Below are 24,907 nucleotides of genomic sequence, written 5' to 3' on the forward strand. Positions count from 1 at the left end.
TGACCTCAACCCGATCGAGATGGCCTTCTCCAAGCTCAAGGCACACCTCCGCCGACGGGAGGCCAGAAGCTTCGAGCGCGTTCTCGAAGCCCTGGGCAGCATCTGCCATCTGTTCACGTCCACAGAGTGCCAGAACTACTTCCGAGCCGCCGGCTATGCGCCAGATTAAACGCAAACCGCTTTAGGCGGAGCGCGGCCGCCGGTCGTCACGGCGCCGTTGCGGGCGCCGTGCGTGGGGCTTCCCCGGCCCCCGGCCGCCCTCGGAATCGACCCCGAGAGCCGGCCCGGCTCAGTACCACATGTCGTCCATGGACGCCTTCCGCCGCGCCACGAAGTCGCGCAGGGCCTCGTCGGTGCCCGCGTCCAGCGGCGGCGCCTCGTAGTCCCGCAGCCGCTTCTTCCAGAGCTTGTTGGCGCGCGTCGCGGCGTCGACGGAGCCGTTCTGCTCCCACTTCTCGAAGGGCTCGTTGTCGGCGGTCTCGCTGTCCCAGAAGGCGGTCTGATAGTTCGCCATCGTGTGCGAGCAGCCGAAGAAGTGATTCCCCGGCCCCACCTCGGCGAAGGCGTCTACCGCAAGCTGGTTGTCGTCCACCTGCACCCCGGCAAGGTAGGTGTGCAGCGCCCCGCAGAGGTCGGTGTCGAGCACGAACTTCTCGTAGGACATCGACAGGAGCCCGTCGAGGAACCCGGCCGAGTGCAGGATGTAGTTGGCCCCGCAATGGACGGCGGCCAGCATCGACATCGTCCCCTCGGTCATCGCCTGCGCATCGGGGAGCTTCGAGGTCGTGAAGTTGCCCGAGCAGCGCAGCGGCAGCCCGAGCCGCCGCGCGAGCTGGCCGATCACGAGCGATCCGACCGCCGGCTCCGGCGTGCCGAAGGTAGGCGAGCCCGACCGCAGCGACATGGAGGACAGGAAGTTGCCGAAGATCACAGGCGCCCCGGGCCGTTCGAGCTGCGTCAGCGCGCAGCCCGCCATGGTCTCGGCCAGCGCCTGTGCGATGGCGCCGGCGGAGGTCACCGGCCCCATGGCGCCGCCAAGGATGAAGGGCACGATGATCGCGGCCTGGTTAGCGCGGGCATAGGCACGCAGCGAGTTCGTCATGGTCCCGTCCCAGACGAGCGGCGAGTTGACGTTCACGTTGCCCATGATGACGCAGTTCTGGTCCGTGAACTCGCGCCCGAAGACGATCCGCGCCATCTCGATGCTGTCCTCGGCCCGGCTCTCGGCGGTCACGGAGCCGAGGAAGGCGCGGTCCGAGAGCTTGAGATGCGCGTAGACCATGTCGAGGTGGCGCTTGTTCACCGGCACGTCCGTGGGCTCGCAGATCGTCCCGCCCGAGTGGTGGAACCATGGGGAGGCCTGGGCGAGCTTGATGAAGTTCTCGAAGTCCTCGATCGTGCCGAAGCGCCGCCCCTTGTCGAGGTCCATGACAAAGGGCGAGCCGTAGGCGGGGGCGAAGACGACGTTCCTGCCGCCGATCTGGACGGAGTTCGCGGGGTTGCGCGCGTGCTGGGTGAACTCGCGCGGCGCGGTCTTGAGCACCTCGCGCAGGAGGCCGGGCGGGAACTTGACGAGGACGCCCTCCACCTTCGCGCCCGCGCGGCGCCAGTGATCGAGCGCGACGGGGTCGTCGCGGAACTCGATGCCCGTCTCCCAGAGGATGCGGTCGGCGGCGGCCTCGATCCGGAGGAGGTTCTCCTCGGACATGACGTCATAGGGCGGGATGCCGCGAACGATGTAGGGGACCCGCGTCCCCGAACGCGGCCCGCTCCGCTCGGCCCGCCGCCCGTCGCGGCCGCCGCTGCGCTGGCGGGTCGTCCTGGCGGCGGTGCCGTCCATCGTGGTCAGGTCCTGGGTCATGGGCGGTCGCCTTCGTGAAGAGGAAATCCCGGCGATCCTAGTGATCGGCACGGGCCTTGTGACGATCATAAAATCTCCGGTCTTGCATGACCTGAGGTTATGCATCCGCCCCGAACTGGCCCACCAGCCAGTCGGTGAAGAGCTCGGCCGGAGGGGTCAGCCTGCGCCGCACCGGCCGGAGGACGTGATACCGTTCGACCGGGATCGCGACGGCCCCGCCGAGCCGGACCAGGCGCCCGCCGTCGAGAAGCTCCGCGATCAGCCGCCGCCAGCCCAGCACGACGCCGTTCCCGTTGATCGCCGCGTAGATGGCGTCGGTGTAATGGTTGAACCTCAGCTCGCTGCGGGTGCTCATGTGGCCGATCCCCGCCATCCCCGCCCAACGCGGCCAGGTGAGCCAGGCGGGGTCCTGCCACTCCAGCCGGATCAGCGGGAATCCCGCCAGCGTGCCCAGCGCCGGGGGCGGGTCGATCGTTGCCAGCAGCACGGGGCTGCACACGGGAAAGACCTCGTCCTCCATGCTGGCGAGGCTCTGGGCGTCGGCGAACGGGGGCTGGCCGTAACGGACGACTAGGTCCACCCGGCCCTGCCGGAGGTCGAACCCGGCGTCCTCCGAGATCAGCCGCAGCTTGACCCCGGGATGCGCCGCCCGAAAGGCGGGAAGCCGGGGGACCAGCCAGAAATGCGAGAAGGCGAGCGTCGTGCCGACGATGACGGTGTCGTCCGGCGCCGGCTGGCGGATCGCCTCGACGGTCTCGGCCACGCGCCCGAAGGCCTCGGTCATGACCCTGGCCAGGAGCTGCCCGTCGGCCGTCAGCTCGACCTTGCGGTGCGACCGGACGAAGAGCGGCGTGTTGAGTTCCTCCTCGAGCCGCTTGACCTGCCGGCTGATGGCGGCCTGCGTCACGGACAGCTCGGCCGCCGCCAGCGTGAAGCTCCCGTGCCGCGCCGCCGCCTCGAAGGCGGCGAGCGACGCGAGGGAGGAGACGCTGCGGCGGATCGTGGGCATCGGTGCGGGTCCCGTTTGGCCAGGCGCGACATGCGGATGGCCGAACCATATCCGCGGGGCCGGGCCGGAGGTCCAGCCCGCGCGACCCATGTCGCTTTGCGTCACGAGGCGTTCGTCTTTCGGGCTGCCCCGCCGCCGCCCTTCGCGTCCCTTCCACGGGTCACACGAGGCCGGGGGAGCGCCGCCATGAACGCCGAAGTCCAGACCACCGAATCGCGGCCCGCGCGCAGCGGCGGGCGGGGGGCGCGGCGGGCGCTGAGGTCCGCGCCCGACCTGTCGATGCTGCCGTCGCTGAAACGCGGCCTCCCCCTCTGCGAGGTCATGTCCGGCGAGCAGGTCGAGCGGATAGACGCCGCCTCGATGGACATCCTGGAGGAGGTGGGCGTCGTCTTCCGCGACCCCATCGCCCTGGAGGACTGGAGGCGCGCAGGGGCCGACGTGCGCGGCGAGCGGGTCCACCTCGACCGCGGCCTCGTGCGCGAGCTCATCTCCACGATCCCCGCGACCTTCACCTACCGCGCGCGGAACCCCGAGCGGAGCCTGCCCTTCGGCGGCCCGCACTCGATCTTCGTCCCCATGACCGGGGCGCCCTTCATCCGCGACCTCGACGACGTGCGGCGCTGGCCGACGATCGCGGACCTCAACATGTTCCACAAGCTCGCGCACATGAGCCCGGCGCTGCACTCCACGGCGCACCACATCGTGGAGCCGATGGACGTGGTGGTCAGCCACCGGCACCTGCACATCACCTATTCGTCGATGAAGCACTCGGACAAGACCTTCATGGGGATGACCACGTCCCCGAGGAACGCCGAGGACGTCATGGATATGTGCGAGGTCCTCTTCGGCCGCGACGTCATGGAGGCGACGCCGGTCGTCACCGGCAACTGCAACGGCAACTCGCCGCTCGTCTGGGACGAGGTGATGCTGGGGGCGATGCGGGCCTTCTGCCGGCGCAACCAGCCCGTGCTCTGCTCGCCCTTCGTGCTGGGCGGCGCCAACACCCCGGCCTCGGTTGCCCCCGCCGTGGCCCAGCTCAACGCCGAGGCGCTCTCGGCGCTGGCCTACACGCAGGTGATCCGCAAGGGCTGCCCGGCGATCTACGGCCACTACCTCTCGACCGTCTCGATGAAGTCCGGCGCGCCGATGGCAGGGACGCCCGAGATCAGCCTCATGAACTTCATGATCGGCCAGATGGCGCGGCATTACGGCGTGCCGTGGCGGACCTCGAACCTCCTGGGCGGCGCCAAGACCTTCGACGCGCAGGCGGGCTACGAGAGCGCCATGACCATGAACGCCGTCCTCCACGCCGGGGCCAACTACATCTGGCACTCGGCGGGCTGGAACGAGGCCGGGATGCACTGCTCGACAGCCAAGTTCGTCGTGGACGCCGAGATGTGCGCCATGGGCTACCGCATGGCCGAAGGGCCGCGCTGGGACGACTTCGACGAGGCGCTGGCCGCCGTGCGCGACGTGGGCCCCGGCGGCCACTACCTCGGGCACCCGCACACGCTCCAGAACTTCGAGCGGGCCTTCTTCATGCCGCAGCTCTTCGACAACAACTCGATCGAGCAGTGGCAGGCCGAGGGCAGCGTCGAGATCACCGAACGCGCGCTGGCCCACGCCAGGAAGCTCCTCAATGAGTACGAGGAGCCCAAGCTCGACCCGGGCGTGGACGAGGCGCTGCGCGACTACATGGCCCGTCGGATGCGCGAGATCCCGGCCGTGGACGCGCTGAACAACGACCACTGAGCCTGCCCCCATGAGGATCACCGAGATCCACGTCTTCGCCGTCCCCCTCCCCGTGAAGGACGGCCCCTACCGCATGGCCAGCGGCGAGGTCTGGGCGCTCGACTCGACCATCGTCAAGGTCGTCTGCGACGACGGTCTCGTGGGCTGGGGCGAGACCTGCCCGGTCGGACCCACCTACCAGCCGCAGCACGCCGCCGGCGCCCGCGCGGCGCTGGCCGAGATGGCGCCCGGGCTGATCGGGGCCGACCCGCTGCAACCCCTGGCGCTCCGGCGGCGCATGGACGGGCTCCTCAACGGGCACCGCTACGCCAAGGCGGCCATCGACATCGCCGCCCATGACCTCATGGGCAGGCACTACGGCGCGCGGGTCGCGGACCTGCTCGGCGGCGCCGTGACGGAGCGGGTCCCGTCCTATTACTCCACCATCGTCGGCGATCCCGACGAGACCGCGCGCATCGCCAAGGACAGGGCGGACGAGGGCTACCCCCGGCTCCAGGTCAAGGTCGGCGGCCGGCCCGTCGAGCTCGACGTCGAGACCGTGCGCAAGGTCTGGGAGCGGGTGGGCACGCGCGTCCGCCTCGCCGTGGACGGCAACCGGGGGCTCACCACGCGCGACGCGCTGCGCCTGTCGCGCGAATGCCCCGACATCCCCTTCATCCTGGAGCAGCCCTGCAACACCATCGAGGAGATCGCCGCGATCCGGGGGCAACTGCACCACGGGGTCTATCTCGACGAGAGCGGCGAGGACCTCGCGACGGTGCTCCGGGTCGTGGGCGCCGGGCTCTGCGACGGCTTCGGCATGAAGGTGACGCGGATCGGCGGGCTCCACGCCATGGCCACCTTCCGCGACATCTGCGAGACGCGCTCGATGCCCCACACCTGCGACGACGCCTGGGGCGGCGACATCATCGCCGCCGCCTGCACCCACATCGGTGCCACCGTCCAGCCTCGCCTGATGGAGGGCGCCTGGATCGCCCAGCCCTACATCGAGGGCCACCTCGACCCCGAGAACGGCGTCAAGATCGAGGGCGGCCATATCCGCCTGCCGGAAGGGCCGGGCCTCGGCATCCGGCCCGAGGAAAGCCTTCTCGGCGCACCCCTAGCCACCTACTCATGAGGTCAAGAGACATGACACGCTTTTCGGGCCGGGCGGCCCTCGTCACCGGCGCGGCGGGCGGCATCGGCGCGGCCATCGTGCGGATGCTCAGGGCCGAAGGCGCCCGCGTGGCGGTCGCCGACCGCGACACCTCCGGCATCGAGGCCGACGCGCACCTGCCGGGGGACCTGCGCGACCCCGCCTATTCCGACGGCCTGCCCGCGGCGGCGGCGGCGGCGCTGGGGCGGCTCGACATCGTGGTGAACAACGCGGGCGTCATCACCCGTGGTAAGGTCACCGAGACCACCGACGCCGACTGGGCGCTGTCGGTGGGCGTCAACGTCGAGGCCCCCTTCCGCATCAGCCGAGCCGCGATCCCGATCCTGGCGGCGGCGGGCGGGGGCGCCATCGTCAACACCGCCTCCTGCTGGGGGCTGCGCCCCGGCCCCGACCACGCGGTCTACTGCATGACCAAGGCGGCGCTTGCCTCGCTCACCCAATGCATGGGCATGGACCACGCCCATCAGGGCATCCGCATCAACGCCGTCTGCCCGAACGAGGTGAACACCCCCATGCTGCGGACGGGCTTCATCCGGCGCGGCTTCGACCCCGACACGGCCGTGGCCGAACTGGGCAAGACCGTCCCCCTGGGCCGCATCGCGGAGCCCGAGGACATCGCCGACGTGGTCCTGTTCCTCGCCTCGGACGCCGCGCGCTACATGTGCGGCTCGCTGGTCGAGGTGAACGGCGGGAAGCCGGTCAAATGACGCGCTTCGCAGGCAAGGTCGCGCTCGTCACCGGCGGGCGCATGGGGATCGGGCAGGCCATCGCCCGGCGGCTGCGCGACGATGGCGCGCGGGTGTTCACGGCGCAGCGCGGCGCGGACCCGGAGTTCGAGCACGTCGAGGTCGACCTCACGGACGCCGAGGCCCCCGCGCAGGTGGTCGCGGAGGTCGCGAACCGGTCCGGGCGGCTCGACATCCTCGTCAACAACGCGGGCTTCATGCAGGAGGCGCGGGCCGAGGACATGACGCTCGACGCCTGGGAGCGGATGATCCGGGTCAACCTGACGGCGCCCTTCCTCCTCATCAAGGCGGCGCTGCCGCAGCTCCGGGCCACCAAGGGCGCCATCGTCAACATCGGCTCCATCGAGGGGATCGGCTGCAACCCGCTCCATGCCGCCTATTCCGCGACCAAGGCGGGGATCCACGGGCTCACCCGCGCCATCGCCGTGGACCACGGGGCCGAGGGCATCCGCTGCAACGCCGTCGCCCCCGGCTGGATCGATACCGAGCTCTCCGAGGTCTACATCGAGTCCATGCCCGACCCCGCCGCCTTCCGCCGCCAGATCGGCCGCATCCATCCGGTCGGCCGCACCGGAAGGCCCGAGGACGTGGCGGCGCTAGTGGCCTGGCTCGCCTCGGAGGAGTCGGGCTTCGTCGCCGGGCAGACCTACGTCGTGGACGGCGGCCGGATGGTGAAGCTGCCGCTGCCGTGACGTGCGGCCCGGTCGGTGGCAATCCGGCGTAGAGTGGGGTTTCACCCCACCATCGTGCGCCGAGGCAGGGTGGGACGAAATTCCACCCTGCTCCCGTTGCGTTAACGAACCGTCAACCTTCTCCTGCTAGTCTTGCCTCACCGCGAATCGGGGCCGCCACCTCGAAAGGCTGCGGGCGCCCCGCCAGGCGCTCCTGCCGCAGGAGGGGGAAGGTGCGCCCGCCCTAAACGGGGCCGACCAGCCATAGGACGGGCTCCAGCCCCCGATGCGCCCTCGGCCTACGGTGCTCGCCTGTCCGACGGATGACGGCGGGCTGAAGCCGGCCCTACGGACCTCCCGCCGCGCTGCTCTCAGCACGACGACCGCCCTTCGGCTCACTCCCGCCCGGCGCGCCATTCCTTCCAGCGCAGGTAGGCGTTGGCGCCCAGCGTCGAGAACGGCTGCGGCGGCAGCTTGGTCGGCTCCGGTTCCGCGAGGAAATGCCGCGTCACGTCGCTTTCCACGCCCGAGGCCAGCTCTGCCGCGCCGATGCCGGTCAGCGTGCTGCGCGTCGTGCCGAGACCGTTGCACACGCAGGCCGACCAGAGCCCCTGGTCCAGCTCCTTCATCACCGACACCCCGTTGCGGCTGAGGCAGAGATGCCCGGCCCAGGTGTGCTCCATCCGAACGCCCTTGAGCGCCGGGAAGCGCTCGTCGAACTTCTCCCGATGCACGGCGGCGGTCCGGCGCAGCGTGGCCTCGGTGGGCTCCATGCCGGGCTCGAAGGTGGCGCAGGTGCGGGTGACGATGCGGTTGCCGCCCTGGCCCGGGTCGATCCGGCGCATGGTGGTGCCCATCGGGTCCGAGGGCGTCACCCCCCAGCGCGGCTGGCCGCCGAGCCGCCGCAGCGCCTCCGCGTCCAGCTCGACGGTCATCGAGGCATAGAGGAACACGTGCATCAGCCGGCCCTGCTCGAAGCCGAAGCTCTCCAGGTGGCCGTTGTTCGCGAGGATCACCCGGTCCGCCCGCACGCGGCCGCGCGGAGTGGCCAGCTCCCACGAGCCGCCGTCCCGCCGCATCCCGGAGACGGGCGAGCTCTCGAACACCATCACCCCGTCGCGGCGCAAGCCTTTGCCGAGGCCCCGGATGTAGCCCGCCGGCTGCAGCATCACCGTCCCAGGCGTGTAGAGGCCCGAGACGTAGTGGCGGCTGCCGGTCAGATCGGCCATCGCCTGCGCGTCGAGCCGCTCGTTCGGCTCGCCGAGCTCGGTCAGGTGCTTCGCGTAGCTGCGGTTCAAGGCGTCGGCGGTCTCGCTGGCCGCGCCGTTCACCTTGCCCGCCGGGTCGAAGAAGTTGCGGTCGATGTCGTACCGCTCCACCGCCTCGCGCGCGAACGCGATGGCTTGGCGGTTCAGCCCGATCATCGCCCGGTCCGCCTCGGGGCCATGGCCGGAGTAGTCGTCCGACGACAGGTCGTGCGGCAGGTCGATCATGAAGCCGGAGTTGCGCCCCGAGGCGCCCTCGGCCAGCCGCCCGGCCTCCAGCACCACGATCCTGGCGCCGGGGTTCAGTTGAGCAAGGCGCCGCGCGGCGGAAAGCCCCGCGAAGCCGCCACCCACCAGCGCGAAGTCGGCCGTGACGTCGCCGTCGAGCCCCACCGGAGCGGGCTGCCCCGGCAGGATAGCCGACCATGCGGCGGGCCCCCGCTGCACGGGCAGCCGGGCGGCGCGGTGCTCGCGGGGGAGGGCTCGCTCAGACGGCCTGGTCGGCATCGTCGCTGAGGTCCACCCAGATGGTCTTGATCCGGGTGTACTGGTCATGCGCTTCCGTCCCCTTGTCGCGCCCACCGAAGCCCGAGAGCCCGAAGCCCCCGAAGGGGGTCGTGCTGTCGCCCTCGCCGAAGCTGTTCACCGTCACCGTGCCCGCGCGGATCGCCCGCGCGCCCCGCAGCGCCCGCTTGATGTCCGAGGTGTAGATCGACGCCGCGAGCCCGTAGCTCGTGTCGTTGGCGAGGGCGATGGCCTCGTCGAAGCCCTCGACCGTCAGCACCGACAGGACCGGCCCGAAGACCTCCTCGCGCGCCAGCTTCGATTCGCGGTCCTCGACCTCCAGGATCGTCGGCTCCACCACGAGGCCCTCGCGGTCGCCGCCGCCCATCAGCACCTTCTCCTTGCCGCCCAGGAAGGAGCGGACCTTGCTGCAATGGGCCTCGCTCACCAGCGTGCCCACCCGGCTCTCGGGGTTGAGCGGGTCGCCCACGGGCCACTCGCGCGCGTGCGCCAGGATCAGCGGCAGGAGCTTCTCCTTGACGCCGCGCTGCACGATCAGCCGCGAGGAGGCCGAGCAGTTCTCGCCCATGTTCCAGAAGGCGCCCTGCACCACGTGGGCCGCCACGCGGTCGAGGTTGGGGGCGTCGTCCAGCACCACGGCGGGGTTCTTGCCCCCCATCTCGAGCGCGACCTCCTTGAGGTTCGACTCGGCCGCATAGCGCAGGAAGCGCCGCCCCGTCTCGGTCGAGCCGGTGAAGGACAGCACGTCCACGTCCATGTGCCGCCCGAGCGGCTCGCCCACCTCGGGCCCGCCGCCGGGCACGACGTTGAGCACGCCCGGCGGCACGCCGGCCTCCATGGCGAGCTCGGCCATCCGCAGCGCGGTCAGCGGCGTCTCCTCGGCGGGCTTGAGCACCACCGAGCAGCCCGAGGCCAGCGCCGGCCCGATCTTCCAGGCCATCATCAGGAGCGGGAAGTTCCAGGGCAGCACGATCCCCGCGACCCCGGCGGCCTCGCGCACGATCAGGGCGATGTGGTCGTCCGAGGCCGGGGACACCTTGCCGTAGAGCTTGTCGATCAGCTCCGCGTGCCAGAGCAGGCAGTGGATCGCCTCGGGCACGTCGATGGTCTCGCAGTCGTAGATCGTCTTGCCCGAATCGAGGCTCTCCATGACCGCGAGCTCGCGGGCGTTCCGCGTCATGAGCTTCGCGAGCCGGATCAGCACCCGCTTGCGCTCGGACGGATGGAGCCGCGACCAGCGCCCGTCCTCGAAGGCGTCGCGCGCCTTCTGGACGGCGAAGTCCACGTCCTCCGCGCCGCAGGCCGCGACATTGGCCAGGAGATCGCCGGTGGCGGGGTTCCTCGTCTCGAAGGTCGCGCCCGAGATCGCCGGCCGGAACGAGCCGTCGATGAAGGCCCCCTCGGGCATCTGCAGGCCGCGGGCCAGGGCGCGGTATTCGTCGGTGGTCAGCAGATCGCTCATTCCGCCGCCTCCGCCCGGGCCGGGGAGGAATCGCCTTCGGCCAGGATCGCGGCCACGGTGGTCTTCAGCACTCTCACGACCTGCTCCAGCTCCCGCTTGTCGTCCTTGTTGAGGCCCTTGAGCGGCGGGCGCGGCGGCCCGGCCTTGAGCCCGTTCATCTCCACCCCGTGCTTGATGCACTGGATGAACTTGCCCCCCTGCTCCAGCACCCGCATCAGCGGCATCATCGCCGACATGATCCGGCGGCCCTTGGTGAAGTCCCCCTCCACCGCGCAAGCCCGCCAGAGCGCGATGTGCTCGCTGGGCAGGAAGTTCGACCCACCGCAGACCCAGCCGGGCGCGCCCCAGGCGAAGAACTCCAGCGCCTGGTCGTCCATGCCGCAGAGCATCTGGATGTGGGGGTAGTCCCGCGCCAGCAGGTGGACGCGGTTGATGTCGCCCGAGCTTTCCTTGATCGACTGGAAGTTCCGCGACCGGCCCACGCGGTCGAGGAACTCCTCGCCCATCATGACGCCCGTCCGGCCCGGGTAGTTGTAGAGCATGATCGGCAGGTCGGCCGCCCGGTCGATGGCCAGCGCGTTCAGCGCGTTCTCGCGCTCGGTGGGCACCGCGTAGGGGGGCGAGCTCACGAGGATCGAATCGGCGCCCATCTTCGCCGCCGCCTCGGCCATGCGGATCGAGTCCTCCTGCCGGATCGCCCCGGTGCCCACGGTCAGCGCCGTGCGGGTGCCAATGACGTCCTTGGCGAGGCGGGCCATCTCCTCCCGCTCCTCGAGGGACTGGGCGTAGTACTCGCCCGTCGAGCCACCGACGATGATCCCGTGGACGCCTTCCTCCACGAGAACGTCGACCACCCGCTGGAACGCCTCGCGGTCGATGGACCCGTCCTCGTTGTGGGGGGTGATGACCGGTGTGTAGATGCCGTCGAACTTCATGCTGTCTCCCTCGCGCCTGGCGCCACGCCGAGCGGGATGTCGAGCCCCACCGGCGTGACGAAGCTCTCGATCTCGGCCCGCGACAGCTCCCAATGGGCGATGGCGAGCGCCGCCGCGCCATCCGCGTCCCCGGCCTCGATGAGCTCGATGAACTGGTCGTGCTGGTCCGCCGCCACCTCGCGCTGCGCGGCCAGCGTCGGGTTGCGGGGCGAATAGAAGGTCATGCCGATCCGCGTGTGGTCGATCAGCAGCCGCCGCAGGCTGGGCAGCAGGTATTCGTTGTCGGCCATCTCGCCGATCAGCGCGTGGAACCGCTCGTTGGTGAGGGCCCGCCCGGCCGTGTCCCCTTCGCCGATCGCCGCGCGGAACTGCGCCTGCACCGCCTTGAGCCGGCCGACCTGCACGCGCGTCGCATGGAGCGCGGCCAGCCGGCTCACCGCCGAGTAGATCATCGGCGCGGCGACGAAGAAGTTGCGCAGGGTCTTGTGCGACATGGGCGCGACCTGGGCCGGCCGGTTCTCGCGCAGCACGACGTAGCCCTCGCCGGCAAGCTGGCGCAGCGCCTCGCGCAGCGGCGGGCGCGAGATGTCGTAGAAGGCGGCGAGCTCGGTCTCGTCCAGCGTGCAGCCGGGCTCGAGCTCCTGCGTGAGGATGCGCCGGCGCAGGTCCTCCGCGCAGTTCGCCTTGCGGCCTCGGCTCGACTCGCCCATGCGGCTCCCCTCGTGTCGAGGATCGCGTTCGACCCCCGAGATGCAAAATCATAGTAGCCAGAAGATAGACAAATAGTCTACAGTCGTTTTGCAGGCCGCTTGCATTGCCGGAGGAGGACCGCGCATGACCATCACGAAGCGGGAAGGCCACAGCGCCCCCGGCCAAGCGCGCCTCAGGCCCGGCCAGGAGATCGGCTGGCCGCCCGAAAGCCGCCGCGCGCCCGGCGCGGCGTGAGTCGACGACCAAGAAACCAACTGGGAGAGAGACGGATGAAGATCACGACACTGCTGGGCTCGGCTGCGCTGATGCTGCTGCCCATGACGGGTGCGGCGCTGGCACAGGATGCCTCGACCGACCTGCCGCCCTGCGACAACTGCTCGAACGACCTGACCATCATGTCCTGGGGCGGCGCCTACCAGGATGCGACGCTCAAGGCCTATATCCAGCCCTACGCCGATGCCACGGGCGTCACCGTGACCTTCGACGAAAGCGCGGCCGACGGGGTGGCGAAGCTTCGCGCGATGTCCGAAGCCGGCAACGTCACGGTCGACCTGGTCGACGCGCTCGCCGCGGATGCGATCCGGCTCTGCGACGAGGGCCTCGTGCAGGAGATCCCGTTCGACGAGTGGCTGGCCCCGGCGCCCGACGGCACCTCGGCGACCGAGGACCTCGGCGACAACATCGTCTCCGAATGCCACATCCCGACGAACGCCTATTCGACCACCTTCGGCTACCGCACCGACGTGGCCGAGTGGAACGGCGCGACGCCGACCAGCATCTGCGACATCTTCGACACCGAGAAGTTCCCCGGCAAGCGCTCGCTGGAGCAGCGGCCGGTCGGCAACATGGAATGGGCGCTGATCTGCGACGGCGTCCCGGCCGATCAGGTCTACGACACCCTGGAGACCGAGGAGGGCGTCCAGCAGGCCCTGGCCAAGCTCGACACCATCAAGGACGACGTGATCTGGTGGACCGCCGGCGCCGAGACGCCGCAGCTCCTCGCGGACAAGGAAGTCGTCATCGGCGACACCTACAATGGCCGCCTGTTCTCGCTCATCGCCGAGCAGAACCAGCCCGTCGCCATGCTGTGGGACTACGAGGTTCTCGACCTCGACGGCTTCGTCGTGCCGAAGGACCTGCCCGAGGACCGGCTCAACCGGGTGAAGCACTTCCTGCGCTTCGCGACCGACACGGAGCATCAGGCCGCCCTGACGAAGTACATCTCCTACGGCCCGCTGCGCGCCTCCTCGCAGCCGCTCGTCGGCCAGCACGCGACGCTCGGCATCGACATGGCCCCTCACCTGCCGACGACGCCCGAGAACGCCGCGCACAGCCTCGTGTTCAACTACGGCTGGTGGGCGGATCACCGCGACGAGCTCGACGCCCAGTTCCAGGCCTGGCTTTCCCAGTGAGCCTTCTCGGCGGGATCCTCCGGGATCCCGTCATCGGCCCGCCGACGAGGCACGGCGGGCGCGGCGGCTTCGAACGGGGCGCCGCAAGGGCGGGAGAAGGCCGGCCCGCCCGATCCCATTCGGACGGCCAACGAAGCGCCGATGGGCACGAATCCCGTGCATCGACCTCCTCGATGCGGGGCCAACGGCTCGAACGCTCCTCGGAGCGCCGTGATCGGCGGCGTCTCGGCCGGGAACCGCCGGCGAGGACATCAATGCCATGTCGCCGGCCGACCGGCCGGGACCGCCGTCCGGTTCGGGGATGCGCGCAGCCACCACGAACCGACATATGTCACCCGAGGGCGCCCGGTCGCGGGCGCCGTCCCCAGCGTCTCGTGCCGCCATGACCGAGTCCCGGACCTTCGTCTTTCTCCTCGTCGAGGACTTCACCCACCTCGCCTTCTCCTGCGCCATCGAGCCGCTGCGCATCGCCAACTTCGTCGCGGGCCGCGAGCTCTACCGCTGGTCGCTCGCCGCCGAGGGCGGGCGGGACGCCCGGAGCTCCAACGGGCTCCTGACGCGCGTGGACCGCGGCCTCGATCCGCTCGACCGGGACGAGCGGCTGTTCGTCGTCTCCGGCCTGAACGTGGAGCGGCGGGTCACGCCGGAGATCCTCGCCTATCTGCGGCGCGAGCGGGTTCGGGGACGCGGCATCGGCGCTATCTGCTCGGGGGCCTACGTGCTGGCCGAGGCGGGCTTCCTGGCTGGCGTCGAGGCGGCGATCCACTGGGCCTACCACGACCTCATGGCCGAGCGCTTCCCCGAGGTGATCCTGCGCCCCAACGTCTTCGTCGCCGGCCCACGCTTCGACACCGCTTCGGGCGGTACCGCCGCCGCGGACCTGATGCTGCACCTCATCGGCCGCGACCACGGCGAGGACCTCGCCACCGAGGTCGCCGACCAGATGGTCTACAACGCCGTGCGCGAGGGCTCGGCCCGCCAGCGCGTCTCGGTGCAGGCGCGCTTCGGCACGCGCAACGCCACCCTCGTCCAGGCCATCCGCATGTTCGAGGAGAACCTCGAAGCGCCGCCCCGGCCCAGCGAGGTGGCGGCCGGGCTCGGCATCTCCGCCCGCCAGCTCGAGCGGCTCTTCGACCGCCACCTCGGCACCTCGCCCAAGCGCTATGCCATGGAGCTGCGCCTCAACCGGGCGCGCAACCTCATCGTCCAGACCGAGCAGTCGGTGGCCGAGATCGCCATGGCGAGCGGCTTCACCTCGACGTCCCACTTCTCCCGCGTCTTCCGCGCCAAGTACGGCATTTCGCCCGGGGCCCAGCGCGCCCGGCTGACCTGAGGTCCGGTCGGCGACGCTTCGCGGGCCGCATGGGCTGCGACGGACGGAAGGGCCAGCCCCCACCTTCGGCCGCGCGGAACCCGGTCGCGGGACGAGGATGGCCTTGCCCCGGCCTGATCCGGCCTACAACCAGTCCTGCCGGTCCGGTCCGGGAACGAGGGGTGACGACACGATGCAGTACCGCAATCTGGGCCGCTCGGGCCTGAAGGTGTCGGCCCTGGCCATGGGCACCGCCACCTTCGGGGGCTCGGAGCCCTGGGGCAACACCGAGGTCGAGGAGGCGCGGCGCCAGATCGACCTCTGCCTGGACCATGGCGTCAACCTGATCGACACCGCCAACGCCTACGGCAACGGCGCCTCCGAGACGATCCTGGGGGAGGTGCTTCAGGGCGGGCGGCGCGACCGCGTCCTAGTGGCGACCAAGATCCGCTTCGGCACGGGATCGGGCCCGAACGACCGGGGCCTCTCGCGATGGCACATCGTCCGGGAATGCGAGGCCTCGCTGAAGCGGCTCAGGACCGAGGTCATCGACCTCTACCAGGTCCACGAATGGGATGGGCAGACCCCCATCGAGGAGACGATGGAGGCGCTCGACACGCTCGTGAAGCAGGGCAAGGTGCGCTACCTCGGCTGCTCGAACTACTCGGCCTGGCACCTGATGAAGGCACTCGCCGCGGCGGACGCCGCCCGGAGGGAGCGCTTCGTGGCGCAGCAGATCCACTACACGCTCCACAGCCGCGAGGCGGAGTTCGAGCTGCTGCCGCTCGGGTTCGACCCAGGGCGTGTCGGTGATCGTCTGGTCGCCCCTGGCCGGCGGCTGGCTCTCGGGCAAGTACACCCGGACCTCGCGGCCCGCCTCCGGCCGGCACGTGACCGGCTTCCGGGAGCCGCCGATCTACGACTGGGCCCGGCTCTGGGACATCGTGGACGTCGTGAACGAGGTCGCGGCCGAGCGGGGCGTATCGGGCGCGCAGGTGTCCCTGGCCTGGCTCCTCCAGCGGCCCACGGTGGCGTCCGTGATCGTGGGCGGGAGAACGGAGGAGCAGTTCGCGGACACCCTGAAGGCGGCCTCGCTCGCGCTGGCCCCCCGATCAGGTGGCCCGGCTCGATGCGGTCAGCCGCCCACCCCTGCCTTACCCCTACTGGCACCAGAGCTTCACCGCGGGCGACCGGATGGGCGAGGCCGACCTGATCCTCCACTCCCCCCTACCTCGGCAAGCCCCTCGGGGCCGAAGACGACCCATCCTGAGCGGCACGGTCGAACCCAGGACGCACCGAGGCCGCGCCCAATGGCAGACTCCGCCCCCCCGGGCTCCTGCGGTATCGCCTCGCCTGGCCGATGCCGGAGGACGGGCACGGGCTTCCCAGGTCCACCCTCACCCGAGCCGAGGATGCCATGGCTGGACGGATGCTCATCGAGGCCGAGGAGGCGGAGCTCGCAGGCCGACCGGTGGGGGCCATGCACCTCGGCCTGGTGTTCCGCGACACGAATGGGGCGGCAGGCGGGCCTCGTCCATCACGAGGCCGAAGCCCCTGCCGAGGGCCCCGTCGCAACAGGACGGGGCGGGCCGATGCAAGGGGCCGACATGATCCTCGCGACCGGGACGGAAACCGAGCCGGCGATGGTCGAGCGACACGTCCGCGAGGCGGAGGGGCACCTCGCCCGCCAGCGCGGGATCATCGAGCGGCTGCCCCCGATCGGGCGAAGCGGCCGAGGGGGCATCTCCCGTCATCCAGCGGCAAGGAACGCGCAACCCGAAGGAGGGCCCGGCGTTTCCCGGACATCGGTCAAGGCGCGGAGCTCCGACCATGAGCCCTGTCGCCGCATGAACGATGTCCCGACCGCTCCTGGGATCGGCGGGTCCCGCGTCGGATGCGCGCCAGAGCGAGAGACCACGTCACACCGGTGGAGGAGCCGAGATGAGCATGTCTGCCACGACCGACCTGGAAGGACCGATCTACTTCTTCGGCGACAGCCTGACCGACGACGGCAACCTCTCGCCGCCGCCGGGGCTGGTCTCCGACGAGGCGCTCGACGCCTATGTCGGCGCGGGCGGCCGGATCAGCGACGGGCCCACCTACGCCGAGCATGTGGATGACATCCTCGGTCTACCCGAGAGCGGCAACTACGCCATGGCGGGGGCCGAGGCAGCCGGCCGCCAGCGGCTGGGCGACTTCATCGACGAGTTCAGCGGCGGGGGCCAGTTGCTCGTGTCCGAGACCGATCCCCGGCTCGACCTCGACATCAACCTCGGCGCCCAGATCGACCGCTTCGCCGCCGACGCCTCGGGCGCCGCGCCCGAGGACGCCACCGGCTTCATCCTGATCGGCGCCAACGACTTTCTCAACATCGTCGGCGGCGCCGACCCGGCCGTCGTCGTTCCCGCGGCGGTGGCAGCCACGCTGTCCGGGGCGACCGATCTGCTGGGCCTCGGACTCGACGACGCCGTGATCGCCACCCTGCCCGTGCCGCGCTTCTTTCCGGCCCTCGGGGAGCTGAGCCCGGAGCAACTGGATCAGGTCGAGGCCATCTCCGATGCCTTCGCTGCCGGCCTGGCGCAGGGGGTCGGGGCGCTCCGCCTCCTGGGTCAGGACGTGCGCCTCCTCGACATGCGCCCGATCTCGGAGGCGATCCTGGACGATCCTTCCGGCTTCGGGCTGATCGCCCCCTACGGCCTGACGCTCAAGGGCGGCGACCAGGACGAGCTGGCCAGGTACGACCGGGATCAGGTGGCCTTCTGGAACCCGCTCCATCCCTCCGCGGCCACGCATGGAGTCCTGGGCGCCTACACGGCCTTCGCCCTCGAGCATGACCCGATCGGCCTCACCGCCGACGCGGACCACGAGGCCGCGGGAGCCGGGGCCGACCTCGTCCTCGGGCTGGGCGGCGGCGACGCGATCGGCTTGGGGGCGGGATCGGACCTCGGCTTCGGAGGAAGCGGCGAGGACACGATCCTGGCCGGCCGGGGCAACGACCTCGCCTCGGGGGGCTCTCAGGATGACCTTCTGAAGGGTCAGCGGGGCAAGGACGTCCTGGACGGCGACGAGGGCTCGGACCAGCTCTCCGGCGGCCGGGCGGGTGACGTGCTCATCGACGGGCTGGGCAGCGACCTGGCCCGGGGCGGCGCCGGGGCGGACCGGTTCCTGTTCACGGAAGCCGAGCTGGTCGGCGGGACCACGGGCGAGGACGAGGACCTCCTCATCGGCGGCAAGGGCACCGACACGCTCTGGCTGGCGCTCGGCAGGTCCACGCTGAGGTCGCTGGGAGACGAGCTGACGGAGGCCGATCCGCAGGAGGCCCTCGCGGACCTGGGGATCGAGGTTCGGGGCATCGAGGAGATCAGGGTCGTCGCGGGCCGGGCGGGATTCGAGGCGCTGTCCCACGACGCCTGGTTCCAGCCGGCCGACCTCTGGGGCCTGGTCTGAGCGAGGAGAGCAGGTCGGCGCGGCCACGATGAGCCCGATCGGCATCGGCGCCCGTCTTGCCGGGCCAGGATGTTGGGCAAGCTGGTCGTCCTGGCGGGGACGAAGCCGGTTCAGCCACCGGGTGCCGCGTGACCCCATGCAGCCCCATGCCCCTTGCGCCGGCCCTGTAGTTGACGTCAGGCGGAAGCCCTGCGCCCCAGGCTCGCCTGCACGTCCGACACGCTCCAGCGATGCTCGGGAACGCCATGCCAGGTCGCGATGTGGGCCACCATCTCGCGGAACTCGTCGCTGAAGCAGGGCTGACGCACGAAGTACGGCAGATCCGGCAGCAGATCCAAGAGATCCTGGTCCATCTCCTCGGCGAGTCCGGCGCATTCGTCGATCCGGCTGGCGATCGCGAATTCGACGAGATCCGTGGCCGCATCGCCCTGCTCGATCAGGTGCCGGCACAGGCGCCGGCTGTGGTCGTGGCAGATCTGGATGGCCGCCTCGCGGGGCTCCAGCCCTCTCGCCGAGGCGCTCCTGACCGCCGCCGCCAGGACGCTGTCGGGAAGCGTCAGCGCCAGGGATTCGTCGAGGAGCTTCGCGATGTCGCGGATGTAGTGGTTCGGGGGGAGGGATCTCTCTGGCCCATGGGACCTCGCCGTCTGAGGGGCCTCGGTTCGGCCACCGTGGATGACACCGGCAGCCAGCTCGCAAGAGGAGCAACCAACGGTTGCGCAGGAAGGTTCCGGCCCGATTCGGCCTCCGGCGGACGAAGCCGGCCGATGCTCCAGAGTCCGCCGATGCACGCTCGCGCGGGCCCCGTGACCATGAGAGCGACCAAGGCGTCCACCGCAACCGCGACCGAGCGCCGTGGCTCATGTTCCAGGGCGGGACAACACTGCGGCCCCCGCAGCAAGCGCGGACGGATATCCGCCACTGCGATGTGCCCGCCGAGGCGCCGCTCGCCGTGGACCATGTGGATCGGCTCGCCGGCATCCCTGCAAGAAAGCGAAGTGCCATGCGACGGCTGAAAGCCGCGTCCGACGGACGTTCGGATGCTCCCCCCGGGCCGCCCCATGCTGCGCCAGAAGGCGCAATGCGACTGCGGCCATCTGCGGCAGTTCATTTGCCAAGCCATCAGCCTGCGCTCCTGGCAGGTCGCCAACTGACCCTCTCTCGGACGGCCTGCGGCCATATGGGAGCGTGGCTCACGGAGGCGAAGGGGCGTCGCTCGTCCGCCCGCCTAGCCCCGCCTTGAATCCTGCAATCACGACGGGGCCACGACACTGCCCGGAACGCCCGCGCCCTCCTCATTTACCTTGCACCTCTAGGTATAAGGGTGCTAGGCCTGATCCAGCCGGAAACGACTGGCGCCGCGCCATGGGTGACGTCGTGGACATCAACAAGGACCTCATCGCCGCCTCCTCGACCCCGATCGTCCTGGCGATCCTGGCCGAAGGGGACAGCTACGGCTACGCCATCCTCAGCCGCGTTCGGGAGGTTTCCGGCGGGCGCATGGAGTGGACGGATGGGATGCTCTACCCCGTCCTCCATCGGCTCGAGCGGCTCGGCCTCGTGGAGGCGCGCTGGGAGGTCGCGGAGAGCGGCCGCCGTCGCAGGTATTACCGGATCACCTCGCAGGGCCGGGCTCAGCTCGCCGAGGAACGTCAGCAGTGGCAGGCGGTGGACGCCACGTTGCGCAGCGTCTGGGGGGCGCTTGCCTCCGCTGCGCCGGCGCCGGGCGCGGCCTTGCCGCAGGGAGGCTGAGCGATGATGGCGTCCGACCCCATGATGCCGCTTGAGGAGCAGATCGACCGGTGGCGGAGCCATCTCCGGCGCCGGCAGGCGATCCACGCGGTGGACGTCGCGGAGCTTGAGGACCATCTGCGCGAGCAGATCGCGGGGCTCATCGACGCGGGGCTCGCGACCGACGAGGCCTTCCTGGTGGCCGTGAAGCGAATAGGCGATCTCGACGCCCTCTCGCGGGAGTTCGCGCGCGAGCACGCGGAGCGACTCTGGAAGCAGCTCGTGGTGCCGTCGTCCGACATCGGGGAGCCCTGCGCTGCCGCGCGGACCGACGCCGTGGTCGCCGTCTGCCTCGCCGCGGCGGCGGCGCTCATGGTCAAGATGCCGGCCCTGTTCGGGATCGGCCTCGAGACGGCGCCCGGCTTCTATGCCCGCAACCTGAGCTTCTTCGTTCTGCCCCTGCTGCTGGGCTATTTCGCCTGGAAGCGGCGGCTCGACCCCGGCACGCTGCGCTGGCCGGCGCTGGTCGTCCTCGCCGCAGCCGTCGTCGCGAACGGCTACCCCTTCGCCTCGGGCGGCTCGACCGAGGCGCTGACGGCCCTGCACCTGCCCATCGTGCTCGTCCTGGTGGTCGGCGTCGCCTACGCCGGCGGCCGCTGGCGAGAGGTGGGCGGCCGCATGGACTTCGTCCGCTTCCTGGGCGAGCTGTTCATCTACTACGTCCTGATCGCATTGGGCGGCGGCGTCCTCCTGGCGTTCATGGCGATGATCTTCCGGTCCATCGACATCGACGTGGAGCCTTTCTTCGAATCCTGGCTCCTGCCCTGCGGCGCGGCGGGAGCCGTCGTGGTGGCCTCCTGGCTGGTCGAGGCCAAGCAGAGCGTGATCGAGAACATGGCGCCGGTGCTGACGCGCCTCTTCACGCCCCTGTTCGCGGCCGTGCTCCTCGCGTTCCTGGGCACCTTCCTGTGGACCGGTCACGCGATCGACATCGAGAGGGACGTCCTCATCGCCTTCGACCTGCTGCTCGTGCTGGTTCTCGGGCTCCTGCTCTATGCCGTCTCGGCCCGAGACCTCCGGCAGCCCCCGGGCCTGTTCGACGGGCTGCAGGTCGTGCTTGTCGTCAGCGCGCTCCTGGCCGATGCGGTGGCGCTCTGGGCCATCGCCGCAAGGATCACCGAGTTCGGCCTCACACCCAACCGCGTGGCCGCCTTGGGCATGAACCTTCTCCTCCTGGTCAACCTCGCGTGGTCTACCGTGCTCTATGGCCGTTTCCTGAGGCGCCGCGGATCCTTCGCCGACCTCGAGCGATGGCAGACGGACTACCTGCCGGTCTACGCCCTCTGGGCCGCGATCGTCGTCGTCCTCTTCCCGCCGGCGTTCGGATACGTCTGAGCGTGCGCTCCGGCCGGCCCGGACGAGCACCCGGTGCCAAGGCGGCCGTCGGCACGGCGGCTCCGCGCGATGGACCAGTCGCCCGCCCGGGCCGGAGCCTTGGCGAGGACGGCGGCCCAACGTGGGATGTCCGTGGGCTGGGACCAGCGGCTTTTCCCCGTGAGAGGGTCCATGGCGCGCAGCGCGCCGCGCCCCTCCTCCGGGGCCGTCCATGAGAACTCCACGCCGAAATAGATCGTCCCGGCCCAATAGGCAGGCTCGATGGCCTTGTAGGTCATGCCGATGGTCAACGTGTTGGCGAAGACGAGCCCGAGGCCCGGGTGGAAGGACATCGGGAGCCAGTTCTTGCCGCCAAGCGCCGACGGCCAGACCTCTATCTGCTCGCCGGCACGCGCCGCGGCGATCGGGTTCTCGACGGGCCGCCCGGTTCCCAGGTTGATCGAGATCGCCCAGCCCACTCGGTCGACGAGCTTGTTGGCCGCCAGGAGCTCGCCCGTCTCGCGATCGAGGACATGGAGGAAGCCGCTCCTGTTCGCTTGCATCACCACGCATCGCTCGATGCCGTCGACCGTGAGTCCGGCCAGCACGAGCTCGTCGGTGCCGTCGTAGTCGAACGGATCGTTCGGGGTGAACTGATAGTGCCACTCGATCGCACCGGTTCGGGGATCGAGCGCGAGCAGGGAGGCCGTGCAGAGGTTGTCGCTCGGCCGCACGCCGGCATTCCACGGTCATGGAGTAGCCGTCCGCGAACTCGATGGCCTACCGGCGCCAGAGCTCCTCGCCGGTCCTCGCATCGAGGGTGGTGCGGAGGAGCCGGCCGTCGAGCATCGCGAGGCCGCGATCGATGATGCCGCAGCAGGCCACGCGAGGAGTCTCGGCCGGGTAGTCGATCATCGATTTCCAGATCTGCCGGCCGGTCGCACGTCGAGGGCCACCGTCGCCTGGTGCGTGGTGACGTAGATCGCACCATCCCCAAGCAGCGGGCGGCTCTCCTGCCGACGGGTATCCGCATGGCTGCAGGTCCGTCGGCCGACGTTCTCGGGCGTTATCTGGTCGAGCGGGCCGAAGCGCTGCTGCGCATGGCCTCCGCCATCGACGAGGATGCCGCCGGGCGTCTCGGCGTCGCGGAGGGGGTCGTCCAGCGTCTGCGCCGTTCCGGCAGCCGCGGCCCTGGTGGTTGTGCTACACTCGCAAGGGCCGGCACCGAGCTCCGCTGGCGCAGCAGAGGATGCGACCCATGCCTGATCCGATCCATTCGTGGCGCGCGCTGGCCGGGGCCGCGCTGATCGCCCTCGCTCCCCTGGACCTTGCCGCGCAGGCGACGGCCCCTGATCTTGCCCCTGCTCCGGAACCGTCGACGGGACGGGCGACGCACGCGGCTGGCCATGCGACACAGGACATGGTGGCGGCCGCCAATCCGCTCGCCGCACGGGCGGGGCTCGACATCCTGCGGGCGGGCGGCAGCGCGATGGACGCCGCCATCGCGATCCAGCTCGTGCTCAACCTCGTGGAACCGCAAAGCTCCGGGATCGGCGGCGGGGCCTTCCTGCTCTACTGGGACGCGGGCCGGCGCGACCTGGCCAGCCTCGACGGCCGCGAGACCGCCCCGGCCGCGGCGACGCCCGACCGCTTCGTCGGCCCCGATGGCGAGCCGATGGAGTTCATGGAGGCGGTGGTGGGCGGGCGCTCGGTCGGCGTGCCCGGCACCGTGCGCCTTCTGGAAGAGGCCCATCGGCGCTGGGGACGGCTGCCCTGGGCCCAGCTCTTCGAGCCGGCGACTCGACTGGCGGAGGACGGCTTCACCATCTCGCCGCGCCTGGCGGGCTCGCTGGCGCAGGACGAGTTCCTCGCCAGCGACCCCCGTGCGCGCGCCACCTTCTTCGAAGCGGACGGCACGCCCAAGGAGGCCGGCACCCGCCTGACCAACCCTGCCTTCGCCGAAACCCTGCGCCGCATCGCCGCCGAGGGGGCGGACGCCTTCTACACCGGCGGGATCGCCCAGGACGTCGTGAGCACCGTCACCGGCCATGCGACCAACCCCGGCGACATGACTCTCCAGGACCTCGAAGGCTACCGGGTCGTCGAGCGCGAGCCGCTCTGCGGCGAGTACCGGGTCTACACCGTCTGCGGCATGGGCCCGCCCTCCTCCGGCGCCATCGCCATCCAGCAGATCCTCGACGTGCTCGGGACCATCGACATGGCTGGCATGGAGCCGGGCCCGGAGGCGGTCCACTGGTTCTCGGAGGCCGGGCGCCTCGCCTTCGCCGACCGGGGGCGCTACCTGGGCGACCCGGACTTCGTCGGCGTGCCCGTGAGGGGGCTCCTGGACGACGACTACATGGCCGGGCGCGCCGCGCTGGTCGACCCGGACCGCTCCATGGGCGAGGCCGAGGCGGGCGACCCGCCGTTCCAGATGCCGCTGCCCATGAACTCCTCGGACGGGACCGAGCACGGCACCAGCCACATCTCGGTCGTGGACCGGGACGGCAACGCGGTGTCGATGACCACGACCATCGAGACCGGCTTCGGCGCGCATGTCATGACGGAAGGCGGGTTCCTCCTGAACAACGAGCTCACCGACTTCTCCTTCGTGCCGGAGGAGGACGGCCAGCCGGTGGCCAACCGGATCGAGCCGGGCAAGCGGCCGCGCAGCTCCATGGCGCCCACCATCGTCTTCGACGCCCACGACCGGCTCTATGTGGTCACGGGTTCCCCGGGGGGAAGCCAGATCATCAGCTTCGTGGCCAAGACGCTGGTGGGCCTCCTCGACTGGGACCTCGACCCGCAGGAGGCGGTGGACCTGCCCAACTTCGGCTCGCGCAACGGCCCGACCGAGCTGGAGGTCGGGACCGAGGCCGAGGGCTGGAAGGCGGCGCTCGAGGCCATGGGGCACGAGGTCAACGTGACGGAGATGAACTCCGGCATCCAGGCCATCGTCGTCACGCCCGAGGGGCTCGTCGGCGGCGCGGACAGCCGGCGCGAGGGGGTGGCCATCGGGGATTAGCGCGACTGGCAGAGGAGCTAGCGGATTCGCCCCGCGGCAGGGCGGCTCGCCAACGATCCCCGAGCCTCCAGGCATGGCTGAAGGCCCGCACCGGGACGCTGCCTGTCACCCGGGGACGGCTCGGACCCGTCAGGGCACCGCGAGGGGGCTTGAGGACCCTCTCATCCCGAGACGACGCGCAACGGGTCGGGGCGATGCTCCAGCAGGGCCACGACGGTGCCGATCAACTGCTCTTCGCTGAACGGCTTCGCAAGGACCCTGACCTGCTGGAACGATCGCGGCAGCCCCTCGGCGCCATAGCCTGTCGCGAAGGCGAAGGGGATGTTCCTCCTGGTCAGGGCGGCCGCGATCTCGTCGACGCCATGGCCGCCCAGGTTCCCGTCGAGCAGGGCCACGTCGAACGACGACTCCGCAATGATCTGCAGCGCCTGGTCGGCCGATGCGGCTGGGCCGACGATCGCCGCGCCGCAGGCGCTCAACTGCTCCTCCATGTCGATGGCGACCAGCGGCTCG

The 24,907-nt window shown here is 70.7% G+C and carries 20 protein-coding genes and 3 pseudogenes; 13 read left to right on the plus strand and 10 right to left on the minus strand.

Annotated features, from left to right (window positions below):
• Nucleotides 1-169, plus strand: a pseudogene (locus RUMESO_RS27460) (IS630-like element ISSpo6 family transposase); the annotation flags it as partial.
• 120 nt (nucleotides 170-289) lie between these two features.
• Here the strand turns inward: RUMESO_RS27460 and RUMESO_RS19150 are convergent.
• Together RUMESO_RS19150 and RUMESO_RS19155 are read right to left on the minus strand one after the other, a co-directional pair.
• Nucleotides 290-1,861: a trimethylamine methyltransferase family protein gene (locus RUMESO_RS19150; protein WP_425414929.1), complete on the minus strand. Its 1,572-nt coding sequence runs from the start codon at nucleotides 1,859-1,861 to the stop codon at nucleotides 290-292.
• Between the two features lie 97 nt (nucleotides 1,862-1,958).
• The gene (locus RUMESO_RS19155) at nucleotides 1,959-2,870 is read right to left on the minus strand and encodes a LysR substrate-binding domain-containing protein (protein ID WP_037282533.1); all 912 of its coding nucleotides are present in this window, start codon (nucleotides 2,868-2,870) and stop codon (nucleotides 1,959-1,961) included.
• Nucleotides 2,871-3,056: 186 nt separating this feature from the next.
• Between RUMESO_RS19155 and RUMESO_RS19160 the strand changes: the two genes are divergently transcribed.
• The 4 genes from RUMESO_RS19160 to RUMESO_RS19175 are packed head-to-tail and all read left to right on the plus strand — an operon-like array spanning nucleotide 3,057 to nucleotide 7,216.
• Nucleotides 3,057-4,622 carry a trimethylamine methyltransferase family protein gene (locus RUMESO_RS19160; RefSeq protein WP_037282535.1) on the plus strand — a complete coding sequence of 522 codons (1,566 nt, stop codon included), beginning with the start codon at nucleotides 3,057-3,059 and terminating at the stop codon, nucleotides 4,620-4,622.
• A gap of 10 nt (nucleotides 4,623-4,632) precedes the next feature.
• Entirely contained in the window at nucleotides 4,633-5,739 is a 1,107-nt protein-coding gene (locus RUMESO_RS19165) for a mandelate racemase/muconate lactonizing enzyme family protein (protein ID WP_037282537.1), read from the plus strand.
• Between the two features lie 11 nt (nucleotides 5,740-5,750).
• Nucleotides 5,751-6,485, plus strand: a complete 735-nt coding sequence (locus RUMESO_RS19170; RefSeq protein ID WP_037282539.1) for an SDR family NAD(P)-dependent oxidoreductase — start codon at nucleotides 5,751-5,753, stop codon at nucleotides 6,483-6,485.
• Nucleotides 6,482-7,216: an SDR family NAD(P)-dependent oxidoreductase gene (locus RUMESO_RS19175; protein WP_037282541.1), complete on the plus strand. Its 735-nt coding sequence runs from the start codon at nucleotides 6,482-6,484 to the stop codon at nucleotides 7,214-7,216. The genes RUMESO_RS19170 and RUMESO_RS19175 overlap by 4 nt, the downstream gene beginning before the upstream one ends.
• Nucleotides 7,217-7,590: 374 nt before the next feature.
• Here the strand turns inward: RUMESO_RS19175 and RUMESO_RS19180 are convergent, their stop codons facing one another.
• The 4 genes from RUMESO_RS19180 to RUMESO_RS19195 are packed head-to-tail and all read right to left on the minus strand — an operon-like array spanning nucleotide 7,591 to nucleotide 12,092.
• Nucleotides 7,591-8,967, minus strand: coding sequence for an NAD(P)/FAD-dependent oxidoreductase (locus RUMESO_RS19180; RefSeq protein WP_051521499.1), 1,377 nt, complete (start codon nucleotides 8,965-8,967; stop codon nucleotides 7,591-7,593).
• Complete coding sequence (locus RUMESO_RS19185) at nucleotides 8,948-10,447, minus strand: aldehyde dehydrogenase (RefSeq protein WP_037282543.1); 1,500 nt, start codon at nucleotides 10,445-10,447, stop codon at nucleotides 8,948-8,950. The genes RUMESO_RS19180 and RUMESO_RS19185 overlap by 20 nt, the downstream gene beginning before the upstream one ends.
• Complete coding sequence (locus RUMESO_RS19190; protein WP_051521500.1) at nucleotides 10,444-11,382, minus strand: dihydrodipicolinate synthase family protein; 939 nt, start codon at nucleotides 11,380-11,382, stop codon at nucleotides 10,444-10,446. The genes RUMESO_RS19185 and RUMESO_RS19190 overlap by 4 nt, the downstream gene beginning before the upstream one ends.
• Nucleotides 11,379-12,092 carry a GntR family transcriptional regulator gene (locus RUMESO_RS19195; protein ID WP_037282545.1) on the minus strand — a complete coding sequence of 238 codons (714 nt, stop codon included), beginning with the start codon at nucleotides 12,090-12,092 and terminating at the stop codon, nucleotides 11,379-11,381. The genes RUMESO_RS19190 and RUMESO_RS19195 overlap by 4 nt, the downstream gene beginning before the upstream one ends.
• A 270-nt stretch (nucleotides 12,093-12,362) precedes the next feature.
• Here RUMESO_RS19195 and RUMESO_RS19200 point away from each other — a divergent pair, with 270 nt between their 5' ends.
• The 5 genes and pseudogenes from RUMESO_RS19200 (at nucleotide 12,363) to RUMESO_RS19215 (ending at nucleotide 18,264) form a co-directional block, all read left to right on the plus strand.
• Complete coding sequence (locus tag RUMESO_RS19200; protein WP_037282547.1) at nucleotides 12,363-13,505, plus strand: extracellular solute-binding protein; 1,143 nt, start codon at nucleotides 12,363-12,365, stop codon at nucleotides 13,503-13,505.
• 382 nt (nucleotides 13,506-13,887) lie between these two features.
• Nucleotides 13,888-14,838 (plus strand): GlxA family transcriptional regulator, encoded by a 951-nt coding sequence (locus RUMESO_RS19205; RefSeq protein ID WP_037282549.1) that lies wholly within the window; start codon nucleotides 13,888-13,890, stop codon nucleotides 14,836-14,838.
• Nucleotides 14,839-15,061: 223 nt separating this feature from the next.
• A pseudogene (locus tag RUMESO_RS27965) lies at nucleotides 15,062-15,544 on the plus strand (aldo/keto reductase); the annotation flags it as partial.
• An 82-nt stretch (nucleotides 15,545-15,626) separates the two neighbouring features.
• A pseudogene (locus RUMESO_RS27970) lies at nucleotides 15,627-15,860 on the plus strand (aldo/keto reductase); the annotation flags it as partial.
• 898 nt (nucleotides 15,861-16,758) lie between these two features.
• Complete coding sequence (locus RUMESO_RS19215) at nucleotides 16,759-18,264, plus strand: SGNH/GDSL hydrolase family protein (RefSeq protein ID WP_037282551.1); 1,506 nt, start codon at nucleotides 16,759-16,761, stop codon at nucleotides 18,262-18,264.
• Between the two features lie 176 nt (nucleotides 18,265-18,440).
• On the opposite strand, the gene RUMESO_RS25360 is transcribed toward RUMESO_RS19215, so the two are convergent.
• The gene (locus tag RUMESO_RS25360; RefSeq protein WP_156363026.1) at nucleotides 18,441-18,617 is read right to left on the minus strand and encodes a hypothetical protein; all 177 of its coding nucleotides are present in this window, start codon (nucleotides 18,615-18,617) and stop codon (nucleotides 18,441-18,443) included.
• A gap of 1,012 nt (nucleotides 18,618-19,629) precedes the next feature.
• Here RUMESO_RS25360 and RUMESO_RS19225 point away from each other — a divergent pair.
• Both RUMESO_RS19225 and RUMESO_RS19230 read left to right on the plus strand, forming a co-directional pair.
• Nucleotides 19,630-20,016: a PadR family transcriptional regulator gene (locus RUMESO_RS19225; RefSeq protein ID WP_211262932.1), complete on the plus strand. Its 387-nt coding sequence runs from the start codon at nucleotides 19,630-19,632 to the stop codon at nucleotides 20,014-20,016.
• A 3-nt stretch (nucleotides 20,017-20,019) separates the two neighbouring features.
• A complete protein-coding gene (locus RUMESO_RS19230; protein ID WP_037282557.1) occupies nucleotides 20,020-21,390 on the plus strand; it encodes a permease prefix domain 1-containing protein in 1,371 nt (456 codons plus the stop codon).
• On the opposite strand, the gene RUMESO_RS19235 is transcribed toward RUMESO_RS19230, so the two are convergent.
• Nucleotides 21,330-22,103: a PQQ-binding-like beta-propeller repeat protein gene (locus RUMESO_RS19235; RefSeq protein ID WP_051521501.1), complete on the minus strand. Its 774-nt coding sequence runs from the start codon at nucleotides 22,101-22,103 to the stop codon at nucleotides 21,330-21,332. The genes RUMESO_RS19230 and RUMESO_RS19235 overlap by 61 nt on opposite strands.
• 46 nt (nucleotides 22,104-22,149) lie before the next feature.
• Nucleotides 22,150-22,284, minus strand: a complete 135-nt coding sequence (locus tag RUMESO_RS27975; protein WP_281177586.1) for a hypothetical protein — start codon at nucleotides 22,282-22,284, stop codon at nucleotides 22,150-22,152.
• A gap of 343 nt (nucleotides 22,285-22,627) precedes the next feature.
• Between RUMESO_RS27975 and ggt the strand changes: the two genes are divergently transcribed.
• A complete protein-coding gene (ggt, locus tag RUMESO_RS19240) occupies nucleotides 22,628-24,394 on the plus strand; it encodes a gamma-glutamyltransferase (RefSeq protein WP_156363027.1) in 1,767 nt (588 codons plus the stop codon).
• A 161-nt stretch (nucleotides 24,395-24,555) separates the two neighbouring features.
• Here the strand turns inward: ggt and RUMESO_RS19245 are convergent.
• Nucleotides 24,556-24,907, minus strand: a 352-nt coding sequence (locus tag RUMESO_RS19245; RefSeq protein WP_156363028.1) for a response regulator, incomplete at its 5' end; no start/stop codon positions are given.

The organism is Rubellimicrobium mesophilum DSM 19309 (assembly GCF_000600335.2).
In the GTDB taxonomy this organism is placed as follows: domain Bacteria; phylum Pseudomonadota; class Alphaproteobacteria; order Rhodobacterales; family Rhodobacteraceae; genus Rubellimicrobium; species Rubellimicrobium mesophilum.